Origin of the sequence: Microbulbifer variabilis, from assembly GCF_020524905.1 — a bacterium.
Classification (GTDB): Bacteria; Pseudomonadota; Gammaproteobacteria; order Pseudomonadales; family Cellvibrionaceae; genus Microbulbifer; species Microbulbifer variabilis_A.
The window spans coordinates 17485-43148 of record NZ_JAIVKI010000018.1; the positions used below are offsets into that span (position 1 = coordinate 17485).

25 protein-coding genes are annotated in these 25664 nt (G+C 48.5%); 12 read left to right on the forward strand and 13 right to left on the reverse strand.

Going from position 1 to position 25664, the window contains the following annotated elements:
* The first annotated feature begins 120 nt into the window (after positions 1-120).
* From LC073_RS17265 to LC073_RS17275, 3 genes are all read left to right on the forward strand, one after another.
* Positions 121-1320: a patatin-like phospholipase family protein gene (locus LC073_RS17265; protein ID WP_226648564.1), complete on the forward strand. Its 1200-nt coding sequence runs from the start codon at positions 121-123 to the stop codon at positions 1318-1320.
* Between the two features lie 371 nt (positions 1321-1691).
* The gene (locus LC073_RS22020; protein WP_413231460.1) at positions 1692-2108 is read left to right on the forward strand and encodes a hypothetical protein; all 417 of its coding nucleotides are present in this window, start codon (positions 1692-1694) and stop codon (positions 2106-2108) included.
* A gap of 774 nt (positions 2109-2882) precedes the next feature.
* Complete coding sequence (locus LC073_RS17275; RefSeq protein ID WP_226648565.1) at positions 2883-3788, forward strand: EamA family transporter; 906 nt, start codon at positions 2883-2885, stop codon at positions 3786-3788.
* Between the two features lie 45 nt (positions 3789-3833).
* Here the strand turns inward: LC073_RS17275 and LC073_RS17280 are convergent, their stop codons facing one another.
* The 3 genes from LC073_RS17280 to LC073_RS17290 form a co-directional block, all read right to left on the reverse strand.
* Entirely contained in the window at positions 3834-5870 is a 2037-nt protein-coding gene (locus LC073_RS17280; protein WP_226648566.1) for an acyl-CoA synthetase, read from the reverse strand.
* Positions 5871-5968: 98 nt separating this feature from the next.
* A complete protein-coding gene (locus LC073_RS17285) occupies positions 5969-6349 on the reverse strand; it encodes a tautomerase family protein (RefSeq protein ID WP_226648567.1) in 381 nt (126 codons plus the stop codon).
* Between the two features lie 10 nt (positions 6350-6359).
* Positions 6360-6824 carry a hypothetical protein gene (locus LC073_RS17290; protein ID WP_226648568.1) on the reverse strand — a complete coding sequence of 155 codons (465 nt, stop codon included), beginning with the start codon at positions 6822-6824 and terminating at the stop codon, positions 6360-6362.
* A 193-nt stretch (positions 6825-7017) separates the two neighbouring features.
* On the opposite strand from LC073_RS17290, the gene LC073_RS17295 reads away from it, so the two are divergent.
* Entirely contained in the window at positions 7018-7449 is a 432-nt protein-coding gene (locus LC073_RS17295) for a winged helix-turn-helix transcriptional regulator (RefSeq protein WP_226648569.1), read from the forward strand.
* Between the two features lie 474 nt (positions 7450-7923).
* Here LC073_RS17295 and LC073_RS17300 read toward each other — a convergent pair whose 3' ends face one another.
* Together LC073_RS17300 and LC073_RS17305 are read right to left on the reverse strand one after the other, a co-directional pair.
* Complete coding sequence (locus LC073_RS17300; RefSeq protein ID WP_226648570.1) at positions 7924-9177, reverse strand: Y-family DNA polymerase; 1254 nt, start codon at positions 9175-9177, stop codon at positions 7924-7926.
* A complete protein-coding gene (locus LC073_RS17305; protein WP_226648571.1) occupies positions 9178-9675 on the reverse strand; it encodes a LexA family protein in 498 nt (165 codons plus the stop codon).
* A 170-nt stretch (positions 9676-9845) separates the two neighbouring features.
* Here LC073_RS17305 and LC073_RS17310 point away from each other — a divergent pair, with 170 nt between their 5' ends.
* The 6 genes from LC073_RS17310 to LC073_RS17335 all read left to right on the forward strand — a co-directional run bounded on the left by LC073_RS17310 (position 9846) and on the right by LC073_RS17335 (position 13869).
* A complete protein-coding gene (locus tag LC073_RS17310; RefSeq protein WP_226648572.1) occupies positions 9846-10379 on the forward strand; it encodes a mechanosensitive ion channel domain-containing protein in 534 nt (177 codons plus the stop codon).
* Between the two features lie 275 nt (positions 10380-10654).
* The gene (locus LC073_RS17315) at positions 10655-10930 is read left to right on the forward strand and encodes a hypothetical protein (protein ID WP_226648573.1); all 276 of its coding nucleotides are present in this window, start codon (positions 10655-10657) and stop codon (positions 10928-10930) included.
* Between the two features lie 8 nt (positions 10931-10938).
* Positions 10939-11472 carry a hypothetical protein gene (locus LC073_RS17320; RefSeq protein ID WP_226648574.1) on the forward strand — a complete coding sequence of 178 codons (534 nt, stop codon included), beginning with the start codon at positions 10939-10941 and terminating at the stop codon, positions 11470-11472.
* A gap of 193 nt (positions 11473-11665) precedes the next feature.
* Positions 11666-12529, forward strand: a complete 864-nt coding sequence (locus tag LC073_RS17325) for an AraC family transcriptional regulator (RefSeq protein ID WP_226648575.1) — start codon at positions 11666-11668, stop codon at positions 12527-12529.
* A 174-nt stretch (positions 12530-12703) separates the two neighbouring features.
* Positions 12704-13366 (forward strand): patatin-like phospholipase family protein, encoded by a 663-nt coding sequence (locus LC073_RS17330; protein ID WP_226648576.1) that lies wholly within the window; start codon positions 12704-12706, stop codon positions 13364-13366.
* Between the two features lie 44 nt (positions 13367-13410).
* A complete protein-coding gene (locus LC073_RS17335) occupies positions 13411-13869 on the forward strand; it encodes a hypothetical protein (RefSeq protein WP_226648577.1) in 459 nt (152 codons plus the stop codon).
* Positions 13870-14460: 591 nt separating this feature from the next.
* Here LC073_RS17335 and LC073_RS17340 read toward each other — a convergent pair.
* The 4 genes from LC073_RS17340 to LC073_RS17355 form a co-directional block, all read right to left on the reverse strand.
* Positions 14461-15036 carry a hypothetical protein gene (locus LC073_RS17340; RefSeq protein ID WP_226648578.1) on the reverse strand — a complete coding sequence of 192 codons (576 nt, stop codon included), beginning with the start codon at positions 15034-15036 and terminating at the stop codon, positions 14461-14463.
* A gap of 164 nt (positions 15037-15200) precedes the next feature.
* Positions 15201-15866 (reverse strand): hypothetical protein, encoded by a 666-nt coding sequence (locus LC073_RS17345; RefSeq protein ID WP_226648579.1) that lies wholly within the window; start codon positions 15864-15866, stop codon positions 15201-15203.
* Positions 15867-16145: 279 nt separating this feature from the next.
* Positions 16146-17162: an NAD(P)-dependent alcohol dehydrogenase gene (locus tag LC073_RS17350; RefSeq protein WP_226648580.1), complete on the reverse strand. Its 1017-nt coding sequence runs from the start codon at positions 17160-17162 to the stop codon at positions 16146-16148.
* Between the two features lie 188 nt (positions 17163-17350).
* Positions 17351-17746, reverse strand: a complete 396-nt coding sequence (locus LC073_RS17355; protein ID WP_226648581.1) for a glycine zipper family protein — start codon at positions 17744-17746, stop codon at positions 17351-17353.
* A gap of 369 nt (positions 17747-18115) precedes the next feature.
* On the opposite strand from LC073_RS17355, the gene betT reads away from it, so the two are divergent.
* Both betT and betA read left to right on the forward strand, forming a co-directional pair.
* Positions 18116-20182, forward strand: coding sequence for a choline BCCT transporter BetT (gene betT / locus LC073_RS17360; RefSeq protein ID WP_226648582.1), 2067 nt, complete (start codon positions 18116-18118; stop codon positions 20180-20182).
* Between the two features lie 9 nt (positions 20183-20191).
* Positions 20192-21889, forward strand: coding sequence for a choline dehydrogenase (gene betA / locus LC073_RS17365; protein WP_226648583.1), 1698 nt, complete (start codon positions 20192-20194; stop codon positions 21887-21889).
* A gap of 241 nt (positions 21890-22130) precedes the next feature.
* On the opposite strand, the gene LC073_RS17370 is transcribed toward betA, so the two are convergent.
* The 4 genes from LC073_RS17370 to LC073_RS17385 form a co-directional block, all read right to left on the reverse strand.
* Complete coding sequence (locus LC073_RS17370) at positions 22131-22961, reverse strand: TorF family putative porin (RefSeq protein WP_226648584.1); 831 nt, start codon at positions 22959-22961, stop codon at positions 22131-22133.
* Between the two features lie 132 nt (positions 22962-23093).
* Entirely contained in the window at positions 23094-23600 is a 507-nt protein-coding gene (locus LC073_RS17375; protein WP_226648585.1) for a DUF2878 domain-containing protein, read from the reverse strand.
* Position 23601: 1 nt separating this feature from the next.
* Positions 23602-24855 (reverse strand): SAM-dependent methyltransferase, encoded by a 1254-nt coding sequence (locus tag LC073_RS17380; RefSeq protein WP_226648586.1) that lies wholly within the window; start codon positions 24853-24855, stop codon positions 23602-23604.
* Positions 24852-25658: a DUF1365 domain-containing protein gene (locus LC073_RS17385; protein ID WP_226648587.1), complete on the reverse strand. Its 807-nt coding sequence runs from the start codon at positions 25656-25658 to the stop codon at positions 24852-24854. The genes LC073_RS17380 and LC073_RS17385 overlap by 4 nt, the downstream gene beginning before the upstream one ends.
* Positions 25659-25664 lie beyond the last annotated feature (6 nt).

Genomic DNA, 25664 nt, shown 5'->3' on the forward strand with positions numbered 1-25664 from the left:
GCAACCACGGGTGCCGATAGCGGGCGTAAAACCATATACTACGATAAATTATTAGCGAGTCTTGGTTTCGGTTTATCTTGATTCCTTGACTTTTTAAAGGTAAGAGTGGTTTGCAGTTTTATGCTCAAGCGTGCAGTGCTAGCCCTATTTTCTATTCTTGCTATTTATATTGCCGCCGCTTATGTCTATAACAACTATTTGACCCAATCTTTAACTTTTAACCGATCCCCTTACGAACCCAAGCAATCAGAAAGCCTCAATTATCTCAAAGATAAAGACACCCTCAAAATATTGATCATTGACGGCGGCGGCATCAGGGGGTTAATCCCTTTATATGTGATCAATTATATTGAGAACAGGCTAAACAAGCCGATTAGTGAGGTTTTTGATATCTATAGCGGGGTATCCACCGGTGCAATTATTGCCAGTGGCATCAATATTCCTGAAAAATATATTCCTGCAGACTATGCGGGGCATGATTCTGCAACAGAATACTTAATCCAACTCTATAAAGAGGAAAGCGATTACCTGTTTTCTTCTCCCTGGTATCATGATCTCTTGTCCGGCTGGGGGCTTTTTTCCCCTTCATTTCTGGGGGAGCGCCTTCATCGGGTGCTGGAAACTCATTATACAAAGTCTCTTACTTTTACTGACTTAAATAATTTTGTCATTATTCCTGCTCTGGATATTCACAGTGGCAGAATTCACCTATTCCAGAATCGTGGAGATGCGGTCAGACAACTGCCCACCAACAGCTTATACCAGTTAGTGGCTGCTGCTGTCAGTGCTGAAACCGTCTTCCCTCCTGTAGCCTTCAGAGCAGCTGAGCGCTCTCGGGAGCACAGTTATTTTGCCGATGCCGCCATGGCTATGAATAACCCTACTAGCTTAGTGTTACTCAATATCCTTGAGAAGTTCCCAAACAAAAAATATTACGTACTTATTTTAGGGGCGGGTTCTCCACCATTGGTCAGTGCGCAAATGGATTATAGCGAGCTAAAAAACTGGGGGCGCATCCGCTGGATTCAGGATGCTTTCAGTAGTATTTATAGGTTTATGGACCGCCAGCAATTACTCGCACTGGATCTCGCTCAACTATTCTCAGATAGAGAGCGACTGGAATACGATTACTTGAATATTGAAGTCACTGACCCGTTCGTCGATATCTTTGACTACAAATCTCTTCAATATCTAGAAATTCACGCAGATCGATTAATTGAAGAAAATCAGCAGAAAATGGAAAGAATCATAGAGCGACTTAACCTGCCTGATGAAAAAAATTCTAAAAATGACTCCCAAACAAAAGCGCCATCCCATTGAGGTGATATACCTGGCTTCCTAGTGTGGGCTACCCCAATCAGCAAGTTCTAAAAGAAAGAGTCCGCATAAGCAGCCCCTCAGAATAAGCCATAGGCATATTCCGACTATATCAGAGAGCCAACACCATTCTGGGCGGAGGAGTCCTAGCTCTACAAGGCAACGCGCACTTCACTGCAGGTATTAGCTATAGATATTCTTTATTTGATCGCGCTATATATGCTGGCCTCATCGGTATACAAGGCGCTTTTTACACAATCAGTAATATTTAACACGGTGCCTATAGCAAGAAAAACATAAAAAATTTTGAATCTATGCAGGAAAAAGAAACAGTTTAGATTTTAATTATTGAGGGAGGCGGTATTCGAGGGTTTATCCTCCTTTATGTACTTCAGCACCTTGAATCCACTCTTGGCAACCCTGCCCATCAACTATTTGATATCTATAATGGCGTATCAAGCGGAGCAGCCATTGCCTCTGGAGCCAATGTTCCCATTGAGCCCATCCTCATCTATCGTGGAAGAGCACTAAGAGCCACAGATTATATGATCAAAATCTTTAGGGAGGATGCCTTTTATCTTTTCTCCTCTCCCTGGTACCACAAGGCATTAACGGCAGGAGACTTACTTTCTCCCGCTTTTTTGGGAGATTGTTTGTATCGAATTATGGTCAAACACTTCACGGAGAAACTCAAATATACAGATCTGGAACACTACGTAATCATTCCAGCATTTGATATCCGCAGAGGACAAGTCCACCTCTTTAAAAATTGCGGCCTTTCGACCACCTAACTACCTATCAATGCTCTCTATCAGCTAGTTACTGCTTCTCTTAGTGCAGAAACAGCCTTCCCTCCCGTTAAGTTTAGATCACCCTTTGGAGATGGAACACACCACTTTTTTGCTGATGCCGGTATAGCGGTTAACAACCCAGCCAGCCTGATATTACTTGATATCATTCGCCAGTTTCCCAACAAAAACTATTATGTCCTTATTTTAGGTGCCGGGAATCCCTCTTTCCGCAGCGCAGACACCAGTTATAACCGTCTCAAGAATTGGGGACGCTTACGTTGGCTTCGAGATGCCTTTTCCAGTAATCAGGCCTCTATGGACAACCAGCAGATTTTTGCTCTGGAAATCGCCAAGTCACTCAGTGAAAAAAGCCGTATAGAGTATGATCACCTCGATATTGATATCACCAACCCTTTTGTAGATATCTTCGACTGACACAGTCATAATTCCCTGAGGTATTATGCCGATAGGCTTATTAGAGAGAACAAACGCTCTTTGGATCGAATCATTAAAATTTTAGATGGCTAGACGCAAACTCTCCCTCTCCCAGCTTCACAAAATTGTCTTTATTGACTATTTCAATTTTCACCTTACTATGCTGGAGTAAATCTCCAGGAACTACCAGCTAAACTGGTACCTTCAACCAATAACGCGGTAAGGAGACATACTCTGTGGAACTACTTATAAACTGGTTACGCTTTCTATATCGGGAAAGAGCCTTCTTCACTTTCTCCTGCAGTCACAAACGATCATTACAACAACTTTGGATTACTTATGCCGTTAAAGGATCTGGCCTTAGCTTGTACTGTTGTTATCATTTGGGGAGTTAACTTTTCGGTTATTAAAATTGGACTGGAGGAGCTTCCTCCCATCCTATTCTCCGCACTTCGATTCCTTATAGTTGCAATTCCGGCCGTACTTTTTATCCCCTTTCCCAAAACCTCTCCGTGGAATCTACTGGGTGTCGGTGTCTTTCTTGGGGTGTTCAAGTTTGGGCTACTCTTCTTCGCCATGAAAGCGGACGCCTCTGCAGGAATTTCGTCGCTGATCCTTCAGGCTCAGGTCTTCTTTACCATCTTACTGAGTGCAATTTTATATAAGGAGGCAATAGGCCGATATCAACTGTTGGGTATTTTCATTGCAATGGCCGGATTTTCACTGTTTCTCTTCAGCAGTGAGGGGAGCGTAACTTCATTCGGCTTGGTTCTGTTATTACTTGCCGCTTTCTTCTGGGCCCTGTCGAACTTGATCATGAAACGCACTCAGGGCGTCAATCTGTTGCACTTTATGGTCTGGGTATGCCTGGTGCCTCCCATACCTCTTTTTACCCTCTCCTATTTTCTGGAGACTCAAGACCCTTTAACTCTGATTATTAGTACCAATGCGAAAACCTGGCTTTCCCTCGCCTTTGTCAGCTATATCTCTACATTGATTGCCTTCGCGATCTGGGGCAAGCTTCTGAGAGCCCATTCTGCGGCAACGGTGACCCCTTTCGCCCTATTGATCCCCGTGGTGGGCGTTATCACTTCCAGTATTATTTTGGACGAAAAATTAGAAACCATAGAGATCATCGGCTTTACACTGATTATGGCTGGGCTTATATGCAACTCTCTATATAGTAAGTTATTGGGGCTGGTAAAAGCCTCAAGGCAAGCTGTGCAAGTTCCACCAAAGATTTAATCGCTTGGTCGGGGTGCTCAGTAAGAGAGCACCCCCCAAAGGAGATTAGACGATCTCATATTTAAAGGTGTACGGCGCAAGCTGTTCCGCAAGAGCGCCATCGAGACTGGAATCCCCTCCGGTGGTAACCCTGGCAATAGTACCAAGCACCTTGTCCTGCTCTACTTTTACCTGACTCTCGGTAATGGCTGAATCTGTTCCCTGCACCAATCGATCAATAATGTCCTGAACACACAACCGGATTTCTTCCATCTCCAAAGCGGGCTTGAAAATCTTGCCAACCGCCGTAGTAGGGAGTCCCGCTCGGAGCACAATTTTTCTGGGGATGGCCGCCCGCTCGGTAATATTTTCTTTGGCATAGGCAGTAATTTCTTCAAGCAGGGCTCTGGCAGAATCATCCATAACAACCTCCTGCCCTCTGACTGTCAGCGTGCTCATCGCTTCACCCGACAGCATGACATAAGCGACGGGAACCTCTCCCGCATGTGCATCTGGCGTACCTACTGCTGCAGCGATAGCAACGGAAGGATGTCGACAGAGGACTTCTTCTATCAATTTGGGCTCAATATTATGCCCTCCCCGTACTATCAGCTCTTTTTTACGGCCTGTGAGCCAAAAATAGCCTTCTTCATCTTGCCTGCCCAAGTCTCCGGTATTCAGCCAGCGCTGCCCTTGATCATCCTGTACCCAGATTCCCTTATTGTGCTCAGGGTTGAGATATCCATCGAATACATTGTCTCCTCGAATAAGCAAATTGCCGATTTCATTGGTCTGGCTGTACCGAATAAAATTGCCCCGCTCATCTAGCTGGACACTTCTCATCTCTTGTAGCGGTAAACGCAGTCCGATGGAGCCAACCTTCTTGGTGCCACGAGGTGGCGTGAGACTACTAGCACAGGTACCTTCCGTTAAGCCATACCCCTCTACGATTTGCACGCCGGTTATGCGCTCAAAAGCATTGAAAACTTCAATCGGCATAGGTGCCGCGCCACACAAGGCCATTTGCAATGAGGAGATATCACACTGATTTACTGGCTGCTGCAACAAAGTAGAATAAACTGTTGGCACAGCGCTAAAACTGTTCACTCGATAGAATTCAATAATGCTCCAGAAGTTACTAAAAACACCCTCACCCCGGTAGCCCTGTGGAGTCATTAATACCACCTCACAGCCGTTAATAAACGCTGCAAGCCCCGTCACGATTGCCGCATTCACATGAAATAGTGGCAAGCCGCACAGAATAACTTTTCCGGGCCCCATAATATCGCCGGCGACCAAACCAATACTTTTTGCATTCGCCAATTCATTCCCGTGTGTATGGGTGGCGATCTTTGGCAGCCCTGTTGTACCCCCGGTACAAAATAGGGAGGCGGTGTCATCACTCTGGATACTACGTTTAAAGTTCAAATGGCTAGATGGTTGCTGCTTAATCGCCGACTGAAAGGGTATCCGTTTTTTGCCTTCCAGTGATTTCAGCCGCCTGCGGTATTGATACTGTATTGCACTAGCCGCAATGCCTTTAAAGCCTCCGGTGTGATAAGCCGGGTCCACATGAAAGATACTTTTTACCTCGGGTAAATTCGGCAAAATATTCTCAACTTTTTCACAGATATCAGTGCCCGGGAAAGGACTCAAGGTAACGATGGCTTTTGCCTGGCTATGCCGAATCAGCTCTTCTATCTGTTTGCCCTCCAGTAGCGGATTGATCGCCAATACTTTAGCGGCTGCCTCCGCTCCCCATAGTACATAGTGGGTTTCTGGTAAGTTTGGCAGTACAAATGCGACAGTGTCATGCTCTTGAATACCGACACTATTGAATAAATTGGCAGTTTGGACAATACGCTCAGCCAGTGTTTGATAGCTGATCTTTACTGGTTTTCTATAATCTTTGCCTGAAAGAAAAAAAGAGATCGCCGTTTGCCGGGAATAGCGTTTGCACGCAGCCATTAATGCTTCAAAAGTATTTCCGCTAAATTTCTCCGAAAAAGCTTTTAAGCTGGAAAAATCTTGCCCTTCTGGCTGCTTACCTGTTTGCAGGTAGACTTCCAGAGCCTCAATACCTTTCAAGGTTGAAGTGGACATAATATTACTCCCTGACTGCCAATCAGCAGATGGTTGTATTGAATTATTTTTTACTTTGATGCTTAGACTAATTTCATGTTTGGAAAACGACCGCAAGCCTAGTTTAAGTGCTTGGCAAGCCATTCTTGCTCTTCTCCGGGTTCTGGCATAACCGCGCCTCCCTCTATCACCCAACTGGCGGGAACATCTATAAGATCCACTGTACAGCGAGCGGAAGAACACTCTAAAACCTGGGAGGCCACTTCGATAAAGCGATTGGCTAGAGCTGACTTGATCCTATCGCTGCGACCTGCGCGAATGGAACCCAGGATATGGAGACTGTTCTTTGAACGTAAATGAACGCCTCGACTAAATACAACCTGTACAAATTGTGCGGGTGCGCCAGTTATTGTGCAGTGGGCTTCAGTAACTCCAGAGACCAGAGCCTGTTGCTCAGGAGCAGATAATGGGCACCGGGTAGAAATCGTATAAAGCGGCATTTTTGACCTCTCATAAATTGATATGGGTGTTGAAATGACCCGTGGCGCTTTTGGATCTCACTAAACGCACCAGTGTTTTGGCTATGTAGGCAATTTGCCGCAGCGGTGACATACGCTTGCGATTTGCGCTTAAGAATTCCCTGCTGAGCGATTGGTCAGGCGCCGTAATAACGACTTCGTTTTTGTTGACCCCTGTTGCGAGGCACCACTGCTCCAGCAGTTGGTATAAAAACGGGTGTCGCAACTTATTTGATGTTCCATCAGGCACTGGGGCCATCAAGGTGGCCACCGCCGATGTCTTCCCCTCCAAAAAGGCTTGGTTTGACGGAACCTCCATCCATATCACCCTGGGCGTTACCGCCTGATTTAGGTGTTCCCGGTAAGCCCGGCCTATGACTTGCTCCAGGGCTTGCTTGTTGAAGCTCGCTCGCGAACCTTCGACCAGAGAACATAAAACGATAGGTTTGAAGTGCATGACACACACCATAAGTTGCATTTTGGAACTAATCTAATATAAATAAGTTCCAAAATGCAACTTAATCGCGCGGGTTATAGCTAGAACCTTCAATAACTTATGGCTATATAACGACCTGATGCGGCCTCCTGGGAAGTTTTGTTTTGGAACTAACTTGTGAGACCATGGCACCTTGAACAACCCTGGAACGGCTATGAGCGACAGTAAACCCGCTGTTCAATGTGGGATCGAAGAGGCACTTTCTGTGATCGGCGACCGCTGGAGCCTGCTGATTGTCCGCGATGTGCTGAGGGGCGTTAATCGATTTGACTCATTGCAAGATAGTTTGCAGATATCCCGAAATATCCTCACGCAAAGATTAAGTAATCTGGAGGAAGCCGGCATCTTGGTTAAAGCGCCCATTAAGTCCGGTGCGCGGCGTATGCTCTACAACGCTACCCCAAAGTGCCTTGCACTAGTCCCCGTCTTGGTCTCTCTGATTGATTGGAGTACACACTGGTCTGAGAAAACCAATGCACGCTGGTCCCGAGTGATTGATAAGAGAACCGGAGAAGCTGTTAGGGTGGACCTGGTAAACAAAGAGGGTGAGCCGGTATCCTTGTTGGATCTGGATTTGAAATATTAAGAGCCCGCTTAAAACTAACGATCTCAGTTCAACCTGTACCCCGCCGAGACTCTAGCTTCCTTCCCCGTGCCGACTCCGCATACAGAATCCTCACTCTGACTGCTTGCGGCTAGACTGGTTTTATCGATCGATAAATACTGCCAGCCATCCGATGCTTCTTTATTGTGATCACTGTGGCCAAATCTGGGATATCAAGGATTCCGCACTTATTCCGATACGGGAAATCCTCCGCGCCTTTCCCGATCGCAGGATCAGCGCGAAGCTGATTAAAGCCTTAAAATCCGCTATTGGCCTCCCTATGATGGAGGTAAAGCGCTTCGCATGTCACAAGACCTTAAAGAGCGGCCGCTGCTTCGTCTGCAATGCATGCCTGGACAATATTCCAGTCCTCATCAAAAACTGCAGCAGCTGCGGAGCGCTGAATCTTGATACCCCAAAGAAACAGGACCAGCCGCCTCCTTAAAAAATACTCTCTTAAACATCTACCAGTGGCAACGCTTCCCAGCGTGTGGTGTAGGCGGGTGAGCGGTAAGCCTGGCGCATTTTCCAGTGTTTATGTACCCCCTCAGCACCCAAGAAAAGGGTGCCGCGGCCAAAACGCTGATTGACCCTATCGAGGGCCTGCATCATCTCCCCGGCGCGGGCCGGCTGACCGACAGTGAACAGATCCCCCTGCCCCAGAGACCTAGGCACCAGCTCTACCAGGCCCACACCGGCTTTCATAAAGCGGCGGCCCGGGCAGTAAAGCTCAGCTATAGCCCCCTTGGCCAGACTGGCGATCAGGCGGCTATCATCGGTAGCATAGGGGCACTGAACCAGTGTACTGCGGCTGTAATAGTGAGGCTCGTGGGGTGAGGTGTGCAGAAAAACATGTATCGAAGCCACCAAGCATTGCTGGCCGCGCAGCTTTTCTGCCGCTCGACTGGCATAGAGACTAATTGCCTGCTGAATGGGCTGCAGTTCGGTTAGCTTCTCCCCAAAAGAGCGCGTGCAATAAATCTGCTTTTTTGGCGGCGGTTGCTCCTCCAGACTCAGGCACGGAACTCCATTTAACTCCTCAATAGTTCGCTCAATATTGATATTGGTGTGCCGGCGCAGGATCTTGGGATTGGCCTGCGCCAGATCATAAGCGGTCTCTATACCCAAGTGCCCCAGCCGCTTTGCCAGGCGCCTACCAACGCCCCAGACTTTATCGACTGGCATACGCTTTTGCAGCCACTGCCACTTCTGCGAAGTATCCAGAGCACAGACTCCATTGCAGCTAGCGATTTTCTTCGCCGCCCGGTTGGCGAGTTTGGCCAGCGTCTTACTCGGGGCAATCCCCACCCCCACCGGCATACGCACATCACGCCACAGGGTTGTGCGAATCCGCTGGCCGTAATCCAGCCACTGCTCTTGCAGCCCATGCAGGCTGAGAAACATCTCATCGATACTGTACACCTCCACTTCTGGACTGAAGCCCTTGAGGGTTTCCATCACCCGGTGGGAAATATCACCGTACAGCGGATAGTTGCTGGAGAAGATGGCCACCTTATGCCGCCGCAACAGGTGTTCAATCTTGAAGAAAGGCTGCAAATCCCCAATCCCCAGCGCTTTGGCCTCCTTCGAGCGCGCCACCACAAAACCATCATTATTGGAGAGTACCACCACCGGCCTACCCCTTAAGTCGGGCCGGAATATCTGTTCACAGCTGGCGTAGCAGCTGTTGCAATCCACCAGTGCCAGCATTCAGGAAGGGCGGTGGTAGCGGATAGAGGCTTTAACCACCCCTTCAACAATAAGCTCCTGCCCCTCCCAAACCGGTATCGGCGGATAGCGGTCGTTGGCCGATAGTAGCCGCCCATGGTGACGATCCAGCACCTTACAGGTGAGCTGGCCATCCAGGGCCACCACCACAACATCACCGTGTACCGGCGTCAGTGAGCGATCGACAACCAGGAGATCGCGGTCGAAGATCCCCAAGCCCTGCATGGAGTCGCCATTGGCGCGGGCCATAAACGTGGCCGCTGGATGAGTGATCAAATGTTGATCAAGGCTGAGACTTTTCTCTTTATGGTCATCCGCAGGGGATGGAAAGCCAGCGGCAACACCGTGACTGTAGAGCGTCACTCGTTTCATAAGATTCACCGAATACTGTATATGCATACAGTTTATGGGCAGTTCGCCAATTCCGGCAAGAACGATGGCTGACCAGCGGGCCGCCAGCCGTACCAATATCAGGTCCACGCCAAGCCCCGTTGCGGACCTACAGGCTTCCCAGGTATGTCAGCTTGGCAGCTTGGCTGTGTGAGATTATGATCCGCGCAGCGGGCAGGGAGTGATTAACGACAAGGTGTGCCCCGCAACGGCAACAGCCCCCTCTCCCTATGGGCACGGTACGGAGACGAGACAAAAATATGAATTTAATCATAGCGGCACTGATCGTAGCCTCTTATTTTATCTGCATGAGGCTTAGCTCCTCCGCTATCAGCCGATTTGGGCAAACCAGGGCCGTCAAGCCCTATCGCCTCAAGTACATTTCAAAGACCATCAGTATTGCTCTTTTGGTGTTTCACCTGGTCCTACTGATCAGCGCCCTGGGATTTGAATACACCCAGGTTTCCATCTTCCTCTCTTCCGTGTTTGCAGTAATTGGCGTGGCGCTTTTTGCCCAGTGGTCGATATTGAGCAACATCACCGCCAGCCTGATTATTTTCTTCGGCTTTCCCTACCGGGTTGGCGACAAGATTCAGGTGATAGACAAAGACGATGACATCTCGGGCACGATTGAGGAAATCACGCTGTTTCATGTCCTGATCAGAAGGGGCGAGGAGTTAATTACATACCCCAACACTTTAATCCTGCAAAAAGGCGTGATTAAAAACCCAGGCAAACAGCTAACGGAAACTCCAGCAAAGCTGCCGGAAGCCAACCAGGCCGAAGCGCAATAGATTTCTCCTTCTCCCTGCCCTTATTTCTGGGCAGGGAGTTCTTGACGGACAATTCTTTTCCCCCGGATTTCCACATCAATCTGGCCTCCTTTAGCCCTAATAAGCCCCTCCTCGTCCTCAACTGCCTTGAAAATAACAAGCAGCAAACCCATAGAACTCTATTAAAGGCACGGAAAAGCTCTCACCACTTCCCATCCTCAGTGAAGCGATTTGCTTCAACCGTCTCAATGGTTAAAAATGCGCAAGATTCAATGAAATTGGCTTTAAGGGACTGCATGACCGATACCCTGAAAGATATACTCCACTTCATACAGGAAATGGGCCTAAAAAATGGCCTGTTTGTCGTGTTTTTCATCTTTGCGCATTATTTATTGTTCTGGATGTACAGTGGGCGATTGAAAGATCGCCAAGTTGAAATTGATCGATTAGCAGCAGATAATAAAGAGTATCGGGACAGGTTCCTCAAGCTGATGGATAATGCCTTTTCCTATTCTCCGCCCACTAGAAAAGTGGTCCCCAAGAAGCCAGTTAATGAAAAGGAGTTTGAGTAGTGTTCTCCATGTTGCTCGCGATTGCTCTTGTCTTCATTGCAATTCAGATATACCGGCTTTTTGAAATAAGAAAGCATGACCAACACCTGTTCGAATTCTGTCAATTACGGAGAGATACCATCGCGTATCTCTCCAATTCCTATGAGCACCTATCCAGAACAGATTACATTGCCCTCAGAAAAATCAATGATGCCCTGAGTAGCATCATAGCCGGGTACAAAGAGCACAAAACGGTTGTCTTTAATTACCGCTTATTTACCGAGTACTTGGATGAACTCAAAGCTTTTGAGAAAAAAGCTGAGAAGATATCTACCGGCAATAAAGATATTCAAGATCTACTTAAAAGAATCCACTGCTCTATTTTCAAAGCCTTTCTGGCATTTACTCCCCACCTCAAATCAGAACTGGCATTCTCCCTGGTGATAAAAGTGATTTCCCTTGGGGTGAAGGCTGGGCTCAACTCCCTGAAGGACTACTTACAGCGTCTCAAGGAGGCAAAGGTCATGGTTAACACCTTCAAGAGGTCTACCACACCCTGTTAGTCCCCAGCAGTCTATTTGGGGGCCTGTGCGCCCCCTCCATCCCACCTTTTCTACTTCCACCATTTCCACCCCTCTCTCCTCTTATCCTCACCTCCACGAGCTCGCTCTCTCCATGGGTAATATTCAGCAACTTTGATCAAGTGACACGGACACACAGAATTTAGAATACTTTTAAGTAGAAAAGGCGGTATCGATGATGAGGTATAGGGAAAGGTTTGCGCAGGTTCTGCACTATATCGAGGTCAACCTGGACTCCGACCTGGATATCGACAAGCTCTGCCAGTACGCCAGCTTGTCTAAGTACCACTTTCACCGGCAGTGCTCCGCATTCTTCGGGATGCCGGTGACCGCTCTCGTCAGGCTATTGAGACTCAAACGGGCGGCCTATCAACTCGCCTATCGGAACAAAAAAGTGGTGGATATAGCTCTGGAGAATGGCTATGACAGCCATGAAGCCTTTACCCGAGCTTTTAAGAAACTCTTTGGCAAGAGCCCTTCAGAGTTTCGCCGAAGCCCAAACTGGGAAATTTGGCATAAACACTATGAGCCAATAATGATGTTAAGGAGCCAGTTAATGGAAAGTTCCGCTAGTTACCAGGTCGATATTATTGAATTCCCCGAGACCCAGCTTGCCGTTATGGAACACCGGGGCGCAGCCCACCTATTGGGCACAACCATCAGACAGTTTATTCAATGGCGGAAAGCTCAGGGGCTTTCACCGAACAACAGCAGAACCTTCAACCTAGTTTACGATGATCCAGCAACCACACCTCCCGATCAGTACAGGTTTGACGTCTGCTGCACGGTAAAAACCTCTACCGACACCAATGCCGAGAATATAGTCAACAAAGTGATTCCAGCTGGGAAATGTGCGGTCATTAGACACAGAGGGAGCGATGACTCAATCGGCACAGCCGTTCGATACCTGTACTTTCAGTGGCTGGATTCTTCAGATTTTACACTGCGTGAATTTCCAATGTTTTTTGAGAGAGTAAAGTTTCTTCCAGAGGTGTCGGAAAGTGAAATGATCACCGATATCTTTCTGCCCATAGAATAATATCCCCCCAGGGAAGCAGAAAGCAGGATACAAAAAAAACAATCTGTAAACAGATAAAAAGCTGCACCTGAAAATCCTTAATGGAATAGCCAAAGATAAAACTATCGCCCTATCCTGTACTCTTTAGGATATAGCTTTAAAGAATGCTATGGACTTAAAGAGTACAAACAGCTTATGAAAGCTCGGCATCTATCAGCCATTATTGCTTTTCTTATTATTATTTTTGTGAGCTTAGTGTATTTATACAATAACCGCCTCACACAGAGCACTAAGTTTGATGCTTTTCCGGTTACGAGTGAGTTTATTAAAACTAATGAAGGTCTCAAAGACAAAGAGACCATTAACATTCTGATTGTAGATGGCGGCGGTATCCGCGGATTGATCCCACTTTACGTAATTCAATACATAGAACGCCAGACTGGTAAACCTATTGAGGAACTGTTTGATGTTTTCAGTGGCGTCTCAACGGGGGCCATTATTGCTACAGGGGTCAATGCGCCCTATCTACCCGCAGACCTACACGGTCCTAAAGTACAAAATGTTCACTCTAAAAGCGATAGGATAATTCAAATCTACAAAAATGAGAGCGGTTATATATTCTCTACCCCTTGGTATCATAAGCTATTGACAGCTAACGGTCTTTTTTCGCCCCGCTTTATAGGAGAGCGACTGAGCAACACAATGGAGAAACACTACACAGATGAAATGAAGTTCACTGACCTGAATAATTACGTCATCATACCCTCCCTTAACATCCATACAGGCCAGGTAAAACTATTTAAGAATCGAGGCCAGGAAGTTACTGAACTGCCCACCAATACGCTTATCAACTTGTAACGGCAGCCACTAGCGCTGAGAGCCTATTTCCTCCTGTAGAATTTATGACTATAGGAAAGGACGTTAGCCACCGTTACTATGCCGATGCCGGCATAGATGCGAACAATCCTACCAGCATCATTCTTTTAGAAACCATCAGGGAGCTCCCTGGAAAAAACTACTATGTACTGATCCTTGGAGCTGGCACATCGCCTTTAAATACTATGGAAACCGACTACAGGAGCTTAAAAAATTGGGGAGAAATAAGCTGGACTCAAGATCTTATATCGAATGTACAAAGATCTATGGATAATCAACAACTATATACTCTGGAGATTGCCAGATCACTTAGTTATAAAGGTCAAATAATTTACAACTACTTAAATATAGAAATAATCGATTCCTTTGTTGACCCATTTAATTACAAAGACATCGACAAGCTGAAAATTTTAGCGGATCGACTTATCAACGAAAATCAGGCTGAATTAGATCGGGTAGTACAGAAACTCAAGCAAAGAGGCTGATGATTTGCCCTTACAATATTGGCCAGCGAGTAAAGTTTGTTTTTCAAGGGGATAAACAATATTGTTTAGCGGTGAACCTTTCACCTGTGCGGCAATTAGCATGGCAACTGGAAATTTTACGCTGGTAATAGTTACACTCTTAATACTATTAGGTACCTCCTCTTCCAGCCTGGCGAGCAGCCTCAATGAACAAGAAGCTCGCAAGCGGTGCGTAAGGACCTGTAAACATGTTTATTACCGATGCCTTGGAAATAATAGGGAGATATCAGCTGATTGCGTTAGCGATAAGAGGTTCTGTGATTTTATTTGTTATGACGATAAACTCTATTATCGCGAAAGCGACTACCTGAAACGACTACACAGAAGAAACCGATGGGAGAATCGATGGAATTAACGTCTATACGACTGGCAGGAACATCAATACATAGGCACTAAAAACTGTGACCAAAAAATAAAGACCAGACAGAAAGCGGAAACTGATAGAAAGAGCTAACTAATCAATTTAACATCAAAAAAATTACTCAGAAAATCACCTTTCACCAAGCCCTCCTTCTATCCCGCACACCCAAATAATAAATTAATCTAATACACTTAACTATCGGCCGATCTTGTTGAGACCTCTTCATCAGGTACTTTATAAACAGTTCGCACAATGTATCCAAATCGACTTCCCTGAACACCAAGCCTTACCGTATCTCCTGCCTCGACAGTATCAAAAAAACGTTTATTTACACACGTAGAGTAAGTCTGACCATAGTCAATACTGTAGCAAACATGCCACAACCGACCTGTCCTCACCTCCTTGCCGGCAATACCCCTCTCAATGCTAGTCTCTTCGCCAAACGTAATTGTATAGTATGAGGGGATAGCATAATGAATCACACCCCAGGTAAGTCCGTAGTACATGAAATAAAGCAGAGCCCAATAAACACCTCGAACTACAATATTCGATCGGCTTATTTTGTTTGATGGATGTCTATCCAAAAGAACAGGTAGAACCCAAATCGCAGCCAATATCCAAACAACTACACCACCATAGCCTGGATCATCATAGAACTGGTATCTACCAGCACTAGTAGACCCCATCAATAAAAGTACTATTACTAGGGATATCAGGGTGTAAATCTTTTCTTTGCCATTGGCACCCTCACGAAAAATCAATTTCAAACGAAAACCTCACCAAGAAACAATCAAAAATACAACTGGCTATCGAGCTTATCCAGCACTCCCAAAAAATTGACCACAAAGAACGAATTTCATACAGATATGTAAGAGAAGAAATACAAAAAATAGGGAGGCCAAAAATCAAACATCACCTCCCTAAAAATCATCTAAGTATCCAGAAAGCTTTTAACAGCCGTAATACCTTTATAAGCCATTATGCCCGCCTGCCGTATAATAGTTTCCTTATATTTACTGAACGTCGCACTTTCAGCCAAGCGATGATCAATACAGCTCATCATATTAATAACCTTCGCAGTGTGGCTCTTATAGATTAGAGGACCCTGAACCACAGAGTAACCGAAACTTTTTAACCCTATTAATTCTCTGCCAGTAACCCTAAAAATACGATCCAAAGGATCACCACTTTTATAGCCCTGATTAGCAATAGTCGAAGAGGTTGGCCGGGAAACAAGTTCTACTTCAGCCTTTGCATGTACAGCACCCAATATCCATGAATCATTTAAAATAATCGACCAGGTATTAGTTCTCAACACCGATCCATTATCTCTTGTATTGGTAGGTCCAAAAATCCTTAGGGCTTCATGTAAGTCCTCAATACTTCCAGCGACGATCTTTCCATCCCTCGTGGTGGCAGCATTATTGTATACCTGCCAGCAGGCTTCGATATGTTGAGCGGTATTATTAGCCGGGTCTAGAAGCCCCCTGACCTCTTTCTTGAAATCACTTTCGGTATACATATATATCCCTTTAAATCCATGAGAGAAAAATAAGTTCCAGACAACATGGCCGAGCCGTGGAATTTGAATCTGCACCAACTGTTATCTTTCCCTATAACAGCCTGCATTTATCATAAGCACCTTAAAACAGGATTTATAAATCCTGTACGTCAGTACCCAATAATTTTCTCCGACTAATCACCTTTGCAGCAACATTCGCAAGAATCTTGGTATACATGAGGCATGTCAGAATGAACAGGCATGAACGGTTATCGAGATTACTTGGCTAGCTCTTAAAGTCAATACACCGAATAGTTTTTAATCTAATAACCAGAAGAGCTTCACACTCTCCATTACAGAGACTTTCCAGCCCCTCTACTCCCTAGACAATACGATTCGATACTTTGGATTACCCGATTTCAAGTGCTTGAAAGCTTCTTCAATCTGGCTCATAGGGTAAATCTCCACCTGTGGCCTGATTTGGTGATGAGCAACAAAATCGAGCATGGTTTCAATGGTTGCCGGGCTGCCCACCGGGGAAGCCGAAATGGAGCGCTGACCGAAGATCATAGGGAAAAGGGTAAACTGAATTGGGTCCACAACGGCACCGACAAAATGCAAGCGCCCTTTTGGCTTTAACGCCTGGATATATAGATCCCAATCCAAGTTGACATTTACTGTAGAAATAATGAAATCGAAACTCATAGAGGCCGATTTAATTTCTTCCGGGTCACGTGAATTTAATGTCTTGTGGGCACCGAGAGATAGTGCTTCGGTGCGTTTGTGCTCACTGGAAGTAAAAGCCGTTACTTCGCAACCCCAGGCATTTAAAAACATCAAGGCCAAATGGCCCAAGCCACCGATGCCAATCACCGCTACTTTAGCGGTGGGTTCAATACCAAACTGCACCAGAGGGTTAAATACGGTAATACCACCACACAGGAGTGGCCCTGCCGAGACCAGATCCACCCCTTCGGGAATAACCACCAGGCTGCCCATATCAGCGCGGGCTTTATCGGCGAAGCCCCCACCGGTAAGAGTGGTAAACCGGGCTTCGGCACACAAATTTTGATCGCCCCGCCGACAATAGTGGCAGGTCTCACAATAACCGGAGTTCCAACCCAAGCCGACAAAAGTACCAGGCTTGAAGTGCCCAGCTTGCTCTCCCGAAGCAAGAACCCGCCCAATCACTTCATGACCGGCAACCATGGGGTATTTGGATACTCCCCATTCATCCTCGATCATGCTGAGGTCACTGTGACAAATACCACAGTAGAGCACTTCCAACTCCACCTCGGTTGCCCCCAGATCCCCCACTTTTACCTGATACGGTTTAAAGGGGCCTCCAGCTTGCATAATCCCATAGGCATTGATGGTAGTGCCACTGGCCATAACTGACTCCCATGGTATTTACTGAAAGATCAACGCTTTGCTTTCGGCTTTAAAACAATTGCCCCGGCTAAATCCCGTAAATAGAACATAAAAAAGAGCCGGGGATTTCCCGGCCCAAGCCAAGTCCTGTGAGGTTGCCGAATATCAGAGGACCCACGAGAAAACTTGGCTAACTCCTGTGAGGGGAATTAATTCAACACGCGATACCCGCGTCCGCGCAGGCAGTTCTTGATAATTTGCTGCGCCTCGGCACCGGCACTACCAGCGCCGGAGAGACCACCCACCAGGGCACCCGCACCAGCACCTGCCGCCGCGGCCCGACTGCTATCGCCAACGATAGCGCCCAGCGCACCGCCAACTACAGCGCCCCCGGCAGCCCCTGTTAAGCCCCGGCGGCCCTGATCGCTATAGGTGGAATAGGCTATCCCCTTGCACTCAGAGAGGTCGATTTGATACTGGTTCATATTGACGCCCCAGGTATCAATTACGATGCCGCCGGCACCAGGTACCTGTTCCGGTTGAGCAGCACACCCAATTAAGAGGGCGAGGCAAAATCCTGCGGTGGCGTTAATACCAGTCTTCATCGGACACCTCTTACAGCCTGAGCCTAGAGATTGCGTGTATGTCACGCTTTTCATCTTTAGGTTTAGCTGTTGGTAGAAGATGGCGCCAGTCGACAGCGGGGAAAAGCAAAGAAAAAGAGCGACTAAAAAGTCAATAAAGAGACCCCATCAGACAAGGGCCGCACACGAGAAGGCCTAAGTGTGTCGTCCATTAATTAAATGAAGAGTGATGATGGCTGTTACGACAACCCTATGAAACATGCTGATTTCTGTAAGTTGAATCTTCAATAACTGTTCTGAAGTAGCACCGAACCCCCAGTGAGTACATCCGGCTAGCACCAGACATAGCCTACTCTGATGGGATAGTCGGTCTTTTTTCGCAGGGAAGACATGCACAGCAGCAAATCACCCGAAGACGCATTGAAAGCGAATACCGAGAAAGCACAGATAAAACCACTGGTATTTTATGGTTCTGTTGTGGGTATTGTACTGTTCTCCCTCTGGGCGATGATTTTTACCGATCAGGCAGTCAGCGTCATTTACGGAACCTTGGGATGGATCTCGGGCAGTTTTGGTTGGTTTTACTTTCTCGCCGTCGTCATCTACCTCGTCTTCGTGATCCTGGTGGCCATCTCCAAATTCGGGGACATCAAACTCGGCCCCGATCACTCAGAACCCGATTTCAATATCGTGACCTGGGCTGCCATGCTTTTCAGCGCCGGAATTGGCATCGACCTGATTTTCTACTGCATCGTAGAGCCCGTGACCCAATTTATGGAGCCTCCTGTTGGCGAGGGCGGCAGCATCGAAGCGGCACGCCATGCGATGGCGCTGACTTTCTTACATTGGGGTCTATCCGGTTGGGGAGTTTACACCCTGGTAGGTATGTCCCTGGCCTTCTTCAGCTACCGACACGGGCTGCCTCTTACCATTCGCTCCGCACTCTACCCTCTGTTCGGTAAACGTATCTACGGCTCTATCGGTAACACAGTGGATATTGCCGCGGTATTGGGCACGGTATTTGGCGTTGCCACCAGCCTGGGGATCGGGATTATCCAGCTGAATTACGGCTTACAATACATGTTCGGCATACCGGAGAGCATAATCACGCAATCGCTACTAGCGGTCATGATTGTGGTGTTCGCCGCATTCTCTGCCGCTACCGGTGTCGAGCGGGGAATCCGGCGGCTGTCAGAATTCAACATGCTACTGGCAGTAGTGCTGATGCTGTACGTGTTGATTACCGGCAAGACGCGATTTTTACTCGACGCTTTCGTCACCAATATCGGCGACTACCTGCAAGACTTTATCGGCTTGTCCTTCAATACCTATGCTTTCGCCCCACCCACGGATTGGCTCAATGCCTGGACACTGTTTTTCTGGGCATGGTGGATTGCCTGGGGGCCATTTGTCGGCTTGTTTCTAGCGCGAATTTCCCGTGGCCGTTCCATTCGCTCATTCGTTATCGGCACCTTGATTCTACCTTTCACATTTATGGCGGCCTGGATGGCCATCATGGGCAACTCAGCCATCGATATGGTAATGGGCGGCGCCACAGAGTTTGGCGTGCAGGCGGTAGAAAAACCCGGGTCGGCCATCTACCTGTTTCTCGAGCAGTTGCCCTGGAGCTTGCTAACCACGATTGCGGTAACCATCCTGTCGATCGTGTTCTTTGTCACCTCTGGAGACTCGGGCTCGCTGGTGCTTTCCAACCTCACTATCCGGCTCGAAGACCCCAATCAGGATGCGCCACCGTGGATGCGGATTTTATGGGCTGCAATCATTGGTATTGTGACAATTGCCCTGCTGATGACTGGTGGCCTTTCCGCCCTGCAGGGCGCAGTGGTGATCATGGGGCTGCCCTTTGCCATTGTCCTGCTACTGATCATGCTGGGGCTGTACAAAGCGTTGCAGCTTGAGAAGCTGAAATCCGCGAGTATGCAGGAGGCTTTATCCGGGCATCTTTCTGGCAGGACTATATCGCGGGAAGGTCATACCAATTGGGCCCAGCGGCTGTCGCGAGCAATCAGCTTTCCAACTTTCAAGCAGGTGGAAGCATTCATGCGGCGCACGATACAGCCTGCGTTTGAAGCGGTGAAGCAGAAACTCGAAGAGGAAGGATACCCGGTCAATATCGTTGATGACGAGGGCGATAAGCTGCACATGGAACTTAACGTGGACCTCGGCGGCGAAGTGGACTTTACCTATCAGGTATGGCCACGGCAATGCTCAATGCCGTCGTTTACCCTGCGGGCGGAGCAACCCCGCTCCAGCTACTACCGGCTGGAGCCACATCTGCGGGAAGGTGGATTGACTTACGATCTTATGGGATACACCCGTGAGCAGGTCATCAGTGACATCGTCGACCACTTCGAAGCACATCTACAGTACCTGCACATGCGTCGTGAGCGCGCGGCACGCAGCACCGGTGAAGAGGGCGAACCAGGGCCAGCCTAGGGCAAACAGATGAGTAATCAGGACTTTGATCAGACTGTTGACTATATCGTAGTGGGGGCGGGCTCTGCCGGCGCTGTGCTGGCCAACCGGCTGACGGCGGACAGCAAAAATAGTCTTTTACTGCTGGAATTTGGCGGTAAGGATAATTCCATTTATATCCGTATGCCTTCCGCGTTTTCCATCCCGCTGAATATGCCTAAGTTCGATTGGGAGTTTTATACCGAGCCAGAGCCGGGGCTGCATGGACGGCGTATCCATCAGGCTCGCGGCAAGGTCATTGGCGGTTCTTCTTCCATCAACGGTATGGCATTTGTTCGGGGCTGCGCTGGAGACTACGAGGAGTGGGTAGAGCACGGCGCATCCGGCTGGGGCTACGCGGATGTCCTACCCTACTTCCGCCGGGCCGAAACCTGTGTCTATGGCAGTGACGCCTATCGCGGCGACCAGGGCCCCATCACCGCGTGCAACGGCAACAATATGAAAAACCCGCTTTACCGCGCCTTTATTGAGGCCGGTACCCAGGCGGGCTACGGTTTTACCCAGGATTACAATGGCTATCGGCAGGAGGGCTTCGGGCGCATGGATATGTCTGTGCGCGACGGTGTTCGCTGCTCGACCGCCCTCGCCTACCTGAAGCCGGTTCTGAGCCGCAGTAACCTCGAACTCAAAATGCATGCCCTCACAACTCACGTGATCATGCAGGGCAAGAAAGCCATAGGTGTGGAATACCGGCAGAACGGAAAAATATTTCGCGCGCGCGCCAATAAAGAAGTAATCGTTTCCGCCAGTTCATTCAACTCACCCAAGTTGCTGATGTTGTCCGGTATAGGTCCGGCGGCCCACCTGCAGGAACACGGTATCGAAGTCGTTCACGATCTGCCTGGTGTCGGGCAAAACCTGCAGGACCACCTTGAGGTCTGGGTGCAACAGGAGTGTAAACAGAAAATCACCCTCAACGGCTGGCTCGGGCCATTAGGCAAGGCCTGGATTGGCATTAACTGGCTGCTCTTCAAACGAGGGCTGGGCGCTTCCAATCATTTCGAATCCAACGGCTACATTCGCAGTCGCGCCGGCCTTAAATACCCGGATATCCAGTACCACTTCCTCGCCGGCGCCATCGCTTACGATGGCTCCAGTGCGGTGAAAGGGCACGGATTTCAGGTACATCTGGGAGCAAACAAACCGCTCAGTCGTGGCTGGGTCAAACTCAAGTCAGCAGATCCAGCGGCCGCACCAGAAATGGTCTTCAACTATTTAGACCACGAAGAGGACAAGCAAGCCTTTCGCTCCGGCCTGCACTTCACCCGTGAGATTTTTGCCCAGGCAGGCATGGACCCCTACCGAGGGCGGGAGATTTCTCCGGGACCGGACGTGCAAAGTGACGATGAGATCGACAATTGGCTCGCAGAAACGGCCGAAACCGCCTATCACCCTGCCGGCAGTTGTCGTATGGGCAGTGATGAGATGGCCGTAGTGGATCCCGAATGCCGGGTACACGGCGTAGAAAACCTGCGCGTGGTAGATTCCTCCATCATGCCAACCCTCACCAATGGCAATCTCAACGCCCCCACCATCATGATTGGCGAGAAAGCTGCCGATCATATTCTGGGTAAGTCATTACTAAAGCCATCCACGGCAGAAAGTTATGTGGCGAGTGGCTGGGAAAGCTGCCAGCGCGAGAAAAAGCCGGAACGCCCTCTGCGCTAAGCCCTACTCAATACCAGGTAAGCGCGGGCATTGGTGGATGAACCCGCAAGTCTGCCTTAGTTGGGAAGATTTAGGATTCTTTTAAATTTAATTTCCAACCCTATGCCAGCTTACATGGCTTCCGGCTATGGCCTTTTACGTGGATGGTCGATGATTGGAGTCTTTACTGAGGGCAAAAAAAGAAGATTCGAAACGAAATTTTCACCGGCGCAGAATAGGCAAAAAGCGTTTGCGATTTACTTTAGAAGCTGCGAGTGACTTTAAAAACAAATCGCCCATCGGTCAGATTTTTGGCAGCCAGGAATGGATCGACACCATCGGTATCGTACCAACGCAAACCCAGAGTGTAATCACTGATTTTCCAGTCAATACCGGCGTCGTAATAGCCATAGTTGAGATAGTCGTAAGAAGATTCAAAAGTTTGCTCGCCAAGATGCACAGAGATATCCATATAGCTGGCCAACTCAAAGCTAAAGGTCGCTTCATAGGCCAGGGAATCAACATTATTGAGAAAGTCCCTGCCAAAGTAGTTATTCGAATACCAGAGACTCGGGCTGATCGTTAATTTATCCACCGTAAAACTAAGAATCAGATAGGTTTCGCCATAGTCGTAATCAAATTCTGACTTCGGGTAGTTATAGGACCAATAGCCAATATTTAGGTTGATTTTGGTTTCAGGGAGATCTCCCGACCACCCGACATAGGGATCGAACTCCATACTGTTACCGGGGCCACCAAAGTCCGTATTGGTCGTCCAGACACCGATATAGAAGCCAATATCGTGGGTCCAATTGAGGTCGCCCTGGACGGTAGGACCATTATTCGAGTTCGAGATACTGCGGAACATATAATCAGAAGCAATTACCAGGCTACCGGCGACAGTACCAAACCCGTCATCTTCGCCATTCTCGTCGTCCTCACCGTTCTCATCGCCCTCACCATTCTCGTCACCCGTGTCGATCTCGCTAAATTCACCCCGCTCATCAACGACCACTTCCTCCGATAGGCACCTGGAATTGAATGCCCCTAGAACCCCGACCAAGATCAGGGCCCGCGCGAGGTAAGCTTTCATTGCCGGCTCCTTGGTGGCGTTGGTGAATAAGGTGACTGAATCAGAAACTACGTTTTAATTTAATAGGCTATGTATAGGTGGCGAGGCCGCTGAATACAAGCTTTGCGCCACCTTGCCCAACTGCACGGCCATTTACCGATAGGCAGGGTTAATAGTGCGCGCCAAGTAGGTAAACCCCGGAAGCATCAGCGCCCACAGAAGCGACAGTAACATCAATGATTGCCACAAGGGCTGGCCAAGCTCTACGGTGCCGTTTAAAAAGGCACCCGTGTAGTAGCTAAAAGGGCCAAAAAAGCCACCTAACAGCGCAGCCAGCCATAAATTACGCTGCATAAATACCAAGCTATAGCGCAGTGTCATGGCGAAATTTAACCACAGACATACCAGCCAAATGGGGGGCCAGGAAATATCATTGAGGTTTTGCAGTACCCCCAGGTGAAAAAGTACCGAGTCCACCCCCACACCAAAAAGAAACACGCCCCCCAACCACAAGGGCTCTCTGCGCAGGTTAGCCACAAAAAACAAGTGAATAAATAAATTGACCAGCGTAAACGGCACAACAATCCAGGGGCGCGCAACGATCACGCATAGGGGCCAGGCAATATCAAACAGCAAGGCATTGGCGATCAAGCGCCACATATCAGCCGATAAGAGCGCGCGGCTTGGCAAAAATAAACTGAGCTGAACTGATCACCCGCTGCATAAAACCACCTTCGCAGTAGCACAAATAAAATTCCCACATGCGAATAAAACGGTCATCAAAACCCAGGTTGCGCACCTGTGGGAGTCGACTCAAAAATGCATTGCGCCAATGCCTCAGTGTGCGCGCATAGTCCGCAGTAATATCCTCCAAACCCACCATCTGCATATCGGTAGCGGTGGCGATCTGCTGGGCGATGACCTGGTTGGATGGTAGGCAACCACCAGGGAAAATATAGTGCTGAATAAAATCGATGTCCTTACGATATTGATGGTAGCGCTGATCCGAAATAGTTATTGCCTGCATAAACATCAAACCATCTTCTTTCAGTAAACGACTACAAATGGAAAAGAACTTGCGGTGATATTCATGCCCCACCGCTTCCACCATTTCAATAGAAACCAATTTATCGAAGCTGCCATCTAAATCCCGGTAATCCTGCAACAGCACACGCACCTTATCTTGCAACCCCTCACGCTCTACCCACTGGCGAGCATACTCGTACTGCTCTGCAGAAATTGTCGTGGTGGTTACCTGGCAACCGGTATGCTTTGCCGCGTAAATAGCCATGCCACCCCAGCCTGTGCCAATTTCCAGCAGATGATCGTCAGGTTTTAATTGCAGCTTTTGGCAAATATGCTCCATTTTGTGAACAGAAGCCTGGTACAAGGTGGCCTGCTCAGAAGGGAACATGGCCGAGGAATAGAGCATGGTTTTATCGAGGAACAAACGGAAAAAGTCATTCCCTAAATCGTAATGCGCGGCAATATTTTTGCGGGAGCCCCTGCGATTATTATTGTTGAGGTTATGCAGGGCGCGTAACACCATGCGGGGCAACTGACTCCCGCGGCTATCCATACTCTCAATCAGGGACATATTGTCGACCATCAGGCGAATCACATCCAACAGCTTTGGAGAGTCCCAGGCATTCTGCATATAGGCTTCGCCCGAACCGATTGTGCCGTTTAACAGTACCTGTAGATAGGCGCTGGCATCCCGAACACGAATATGCGCCCGCACCGCTGCCTGCTGCACTGGCTGACCAAAATGGTAACTAACCTCCCCATCCTCAATCAGCAGATGCCCCCGCTCTATCACTTGCATCTTAGCCAGGACCAGCTTGCGCGCGAGTCGCACCAACCAGGACTGGTTTTCCTCTCCAACGGTTGCCCGTGAAGCTTGCTCTGGATTCATAAATGCTTCTCCCCTCCCTGGATTTTGCCCCTGTCACCGGGATGTGCATAGACAGGAGTGCGCTTGAACCATAACTTCAGTGCCTGCCAATAAATGGTGGCAATCACTTTTGCAGTCATAAATGGATACTGGACCAGAATGCGATTGAGCAGGCCAGCGCTCAGCTCATGGCGGCGCAAGCTCAGTATGGCATCGAACAGGGGACGCTCCTCCTCTCCTTGGCCACATCGATCAAAATTCTGTAAATAGGCAGTGAGGCGATCACCCGGCGTTATGCTTCTCCAGTGGTATCCCTGGGAGATGGGCATAAAGGGAGAGACATGAAAAGTCTTGGCAAAAGCCACTTTCTGCACCCGCGCCCCGGAGCGGCAGTCCAGCACATAGCTGTGGCGCTCTTTCCAGGGGGTATTGTGAACATCCAGTAATAACCAGCGCACTTCCCTACCCTCGGCATCAAAGCAGTAATAAATACTGATAGGATTCATGTTGTAGCCAAAGTAGCGCCAATTGGCGAGCATACGCACGGGCCCTTGCGGGCGCTCCCCGGCAACCGACTCAACCCTACGGCGCACGGCCTCATCAATACTGAATTCCGGATCGCCAAAAAAATCCTCACGCCGAAAACGGGCTAGAGCCCAAGGCTTTTTCGACCACCAGGGAGAGAGTGCACAAAATTGCTCTAACTCCGCCAGGTCTAGATACACCATAAAAACCTTGTAGCGGAAGGCATTTTGGCGGGGGGCAAAGCGGCGATGCTGGACCCAACCGGTGTAAATGGCGCTCTCCATTGTTGCGGCCTCCATTAAGGT

Coding starts and splice junctions, on each gene's coding strand:
- LC073_RS17320 (WP_226648574.1), top strand. CDS start 10,939: ATGTTGCTCGCGATTGCTCTTGTCTTCATTGCAATTCAGATATACCGG.
- LC073_RS17290 (WP_226648568.1), bottom strand. CDS start 6,824: ATGCACTTCAAACCTATCGTTTTATGTTCTCTGGTCGAAGGTTCGCGA.
- LC073_RS17325 (WP_226648575.1), top strand. CDS start 11,666: ATGATGAGGTATAGGGAAAGGTTTGCGCAGGTTCTGCACTATATCGAG.
- LC073_RS17295 (WP_226648569.1), top strand. CDS start 7,018: ATGAGCGACAGTAAACCCGCTGTTCAATGTGGGATCGAAGAGGCACTT.
- LC073_RS17300 (WP_226648570.1), bottom strand. CDS start 9,177: ATGCTGGCACTGGTGGATTGCAACAGCTGCTACGCCAGCTGTGAACAG.
- LC073_RS17355 (WP_226648581.1), bottom strand. CDS start 17,746: ATGAAGACTGGTATTAACGCCACCGCAGGATTTTGCCTCGCCCTCTTA.
- LC073_RS17335 (WP_226648577.1), top strand. CDS start 13,411: ATGACTATAGGAAAGGACGTTAGCCACCGTTACTATGCCGATGCCGGC.
- LC073_RS17370 (WP_226648584.1), bottom strand. CDS start 22,961: ATGAAAGCTTACCTCGCGCGGGCCCTGATCTTGGTCGGGGTTCTAGGG.
- LC073_RS17275 (WP_226648565.1), top strand. CDS start 2,883: ATGCCGTTAAAGGATCTGGCCTTAGCTTGTACTGTTGTTATCATTTGG.
- LC073_RS17350 (WP_226648580.1), bottom strand. CDS start 17,162: ATGGCCAGTGGCACTACCATCAATGCCTATGGGATTATGCAAGCTGGA.
- betA (WP_226648583.1), top strand. CDS start 20,192: ATGAGTAATCAGGACTTTGATCAGACTGTTGACTATATCGTAGTGGGG.
- LC073_RS17380 (WP_226648586.1), bottom strand. CDS start 24,855: ATGAATCCAGAGCAAGCTTCACGGGCAACCGTTGGAGAGGAAAACCAG.
- LC073_RS17315 (WP_226648573.1), top strand. CDS start 10,655: ATGACCGATACCCTGAAAGATATACTCCACTTCATACAGGAAATGGGC.
- LC073_RS17385 (WP_226648587.1), bottom strand. CDS start 25,658: ATGGAGGCCGCAACAATGGAGAGCGCCATTTACACCGGTTGGGTCCAG.
- LC073_RS17280 (WP_226648566.1), bottom strand. CDS start 5,870: ATGTCCACTTCAACCTTGAAAGGTATTGAGGCTCTGGAAGTCTACCTG.
- betT (WP_226648582.1), top strand. CDS start 18,116: ATGCACAGCAGCAAATCACCCGAAGACGCATTGAAAGCGAATACCGAG.
- LC073_RS17330 (WP_226648576.1), top strand. CDS start 12,704: ATGAAAGCTCGGCATCTATCAGCCATTATTGCTTTTCTTATTATTATT.
- LC073_RS17310 (WP_226648572.1), top strand. CDS start 9,846: ATGAATTTAATCATAGCGGCACTGATCGTAGCCTCTTATTTTATCTGC.
- LC073_RS17265 (WP_226648564.1), top strand. CDS start 121: ATGCTCAAGCGTGCAGTGCTAGCCCTATTTTCTATTCTTGCTATTTAT.
- LC073_RS17375 (WP_226648585.1), bottom strand. CDS start 23,600: ATGTGGCGCTTGATCGCCAATGCCTTGCTGTTTGATATTGCCTGGCCC.
- LC073_RS17285 (WP_226648567.1), bottom strand. CDS start 6,349: ATGCCGCTTTATACGATTTCTACCCGGTGCCCATTATCTGCTCCTGAG.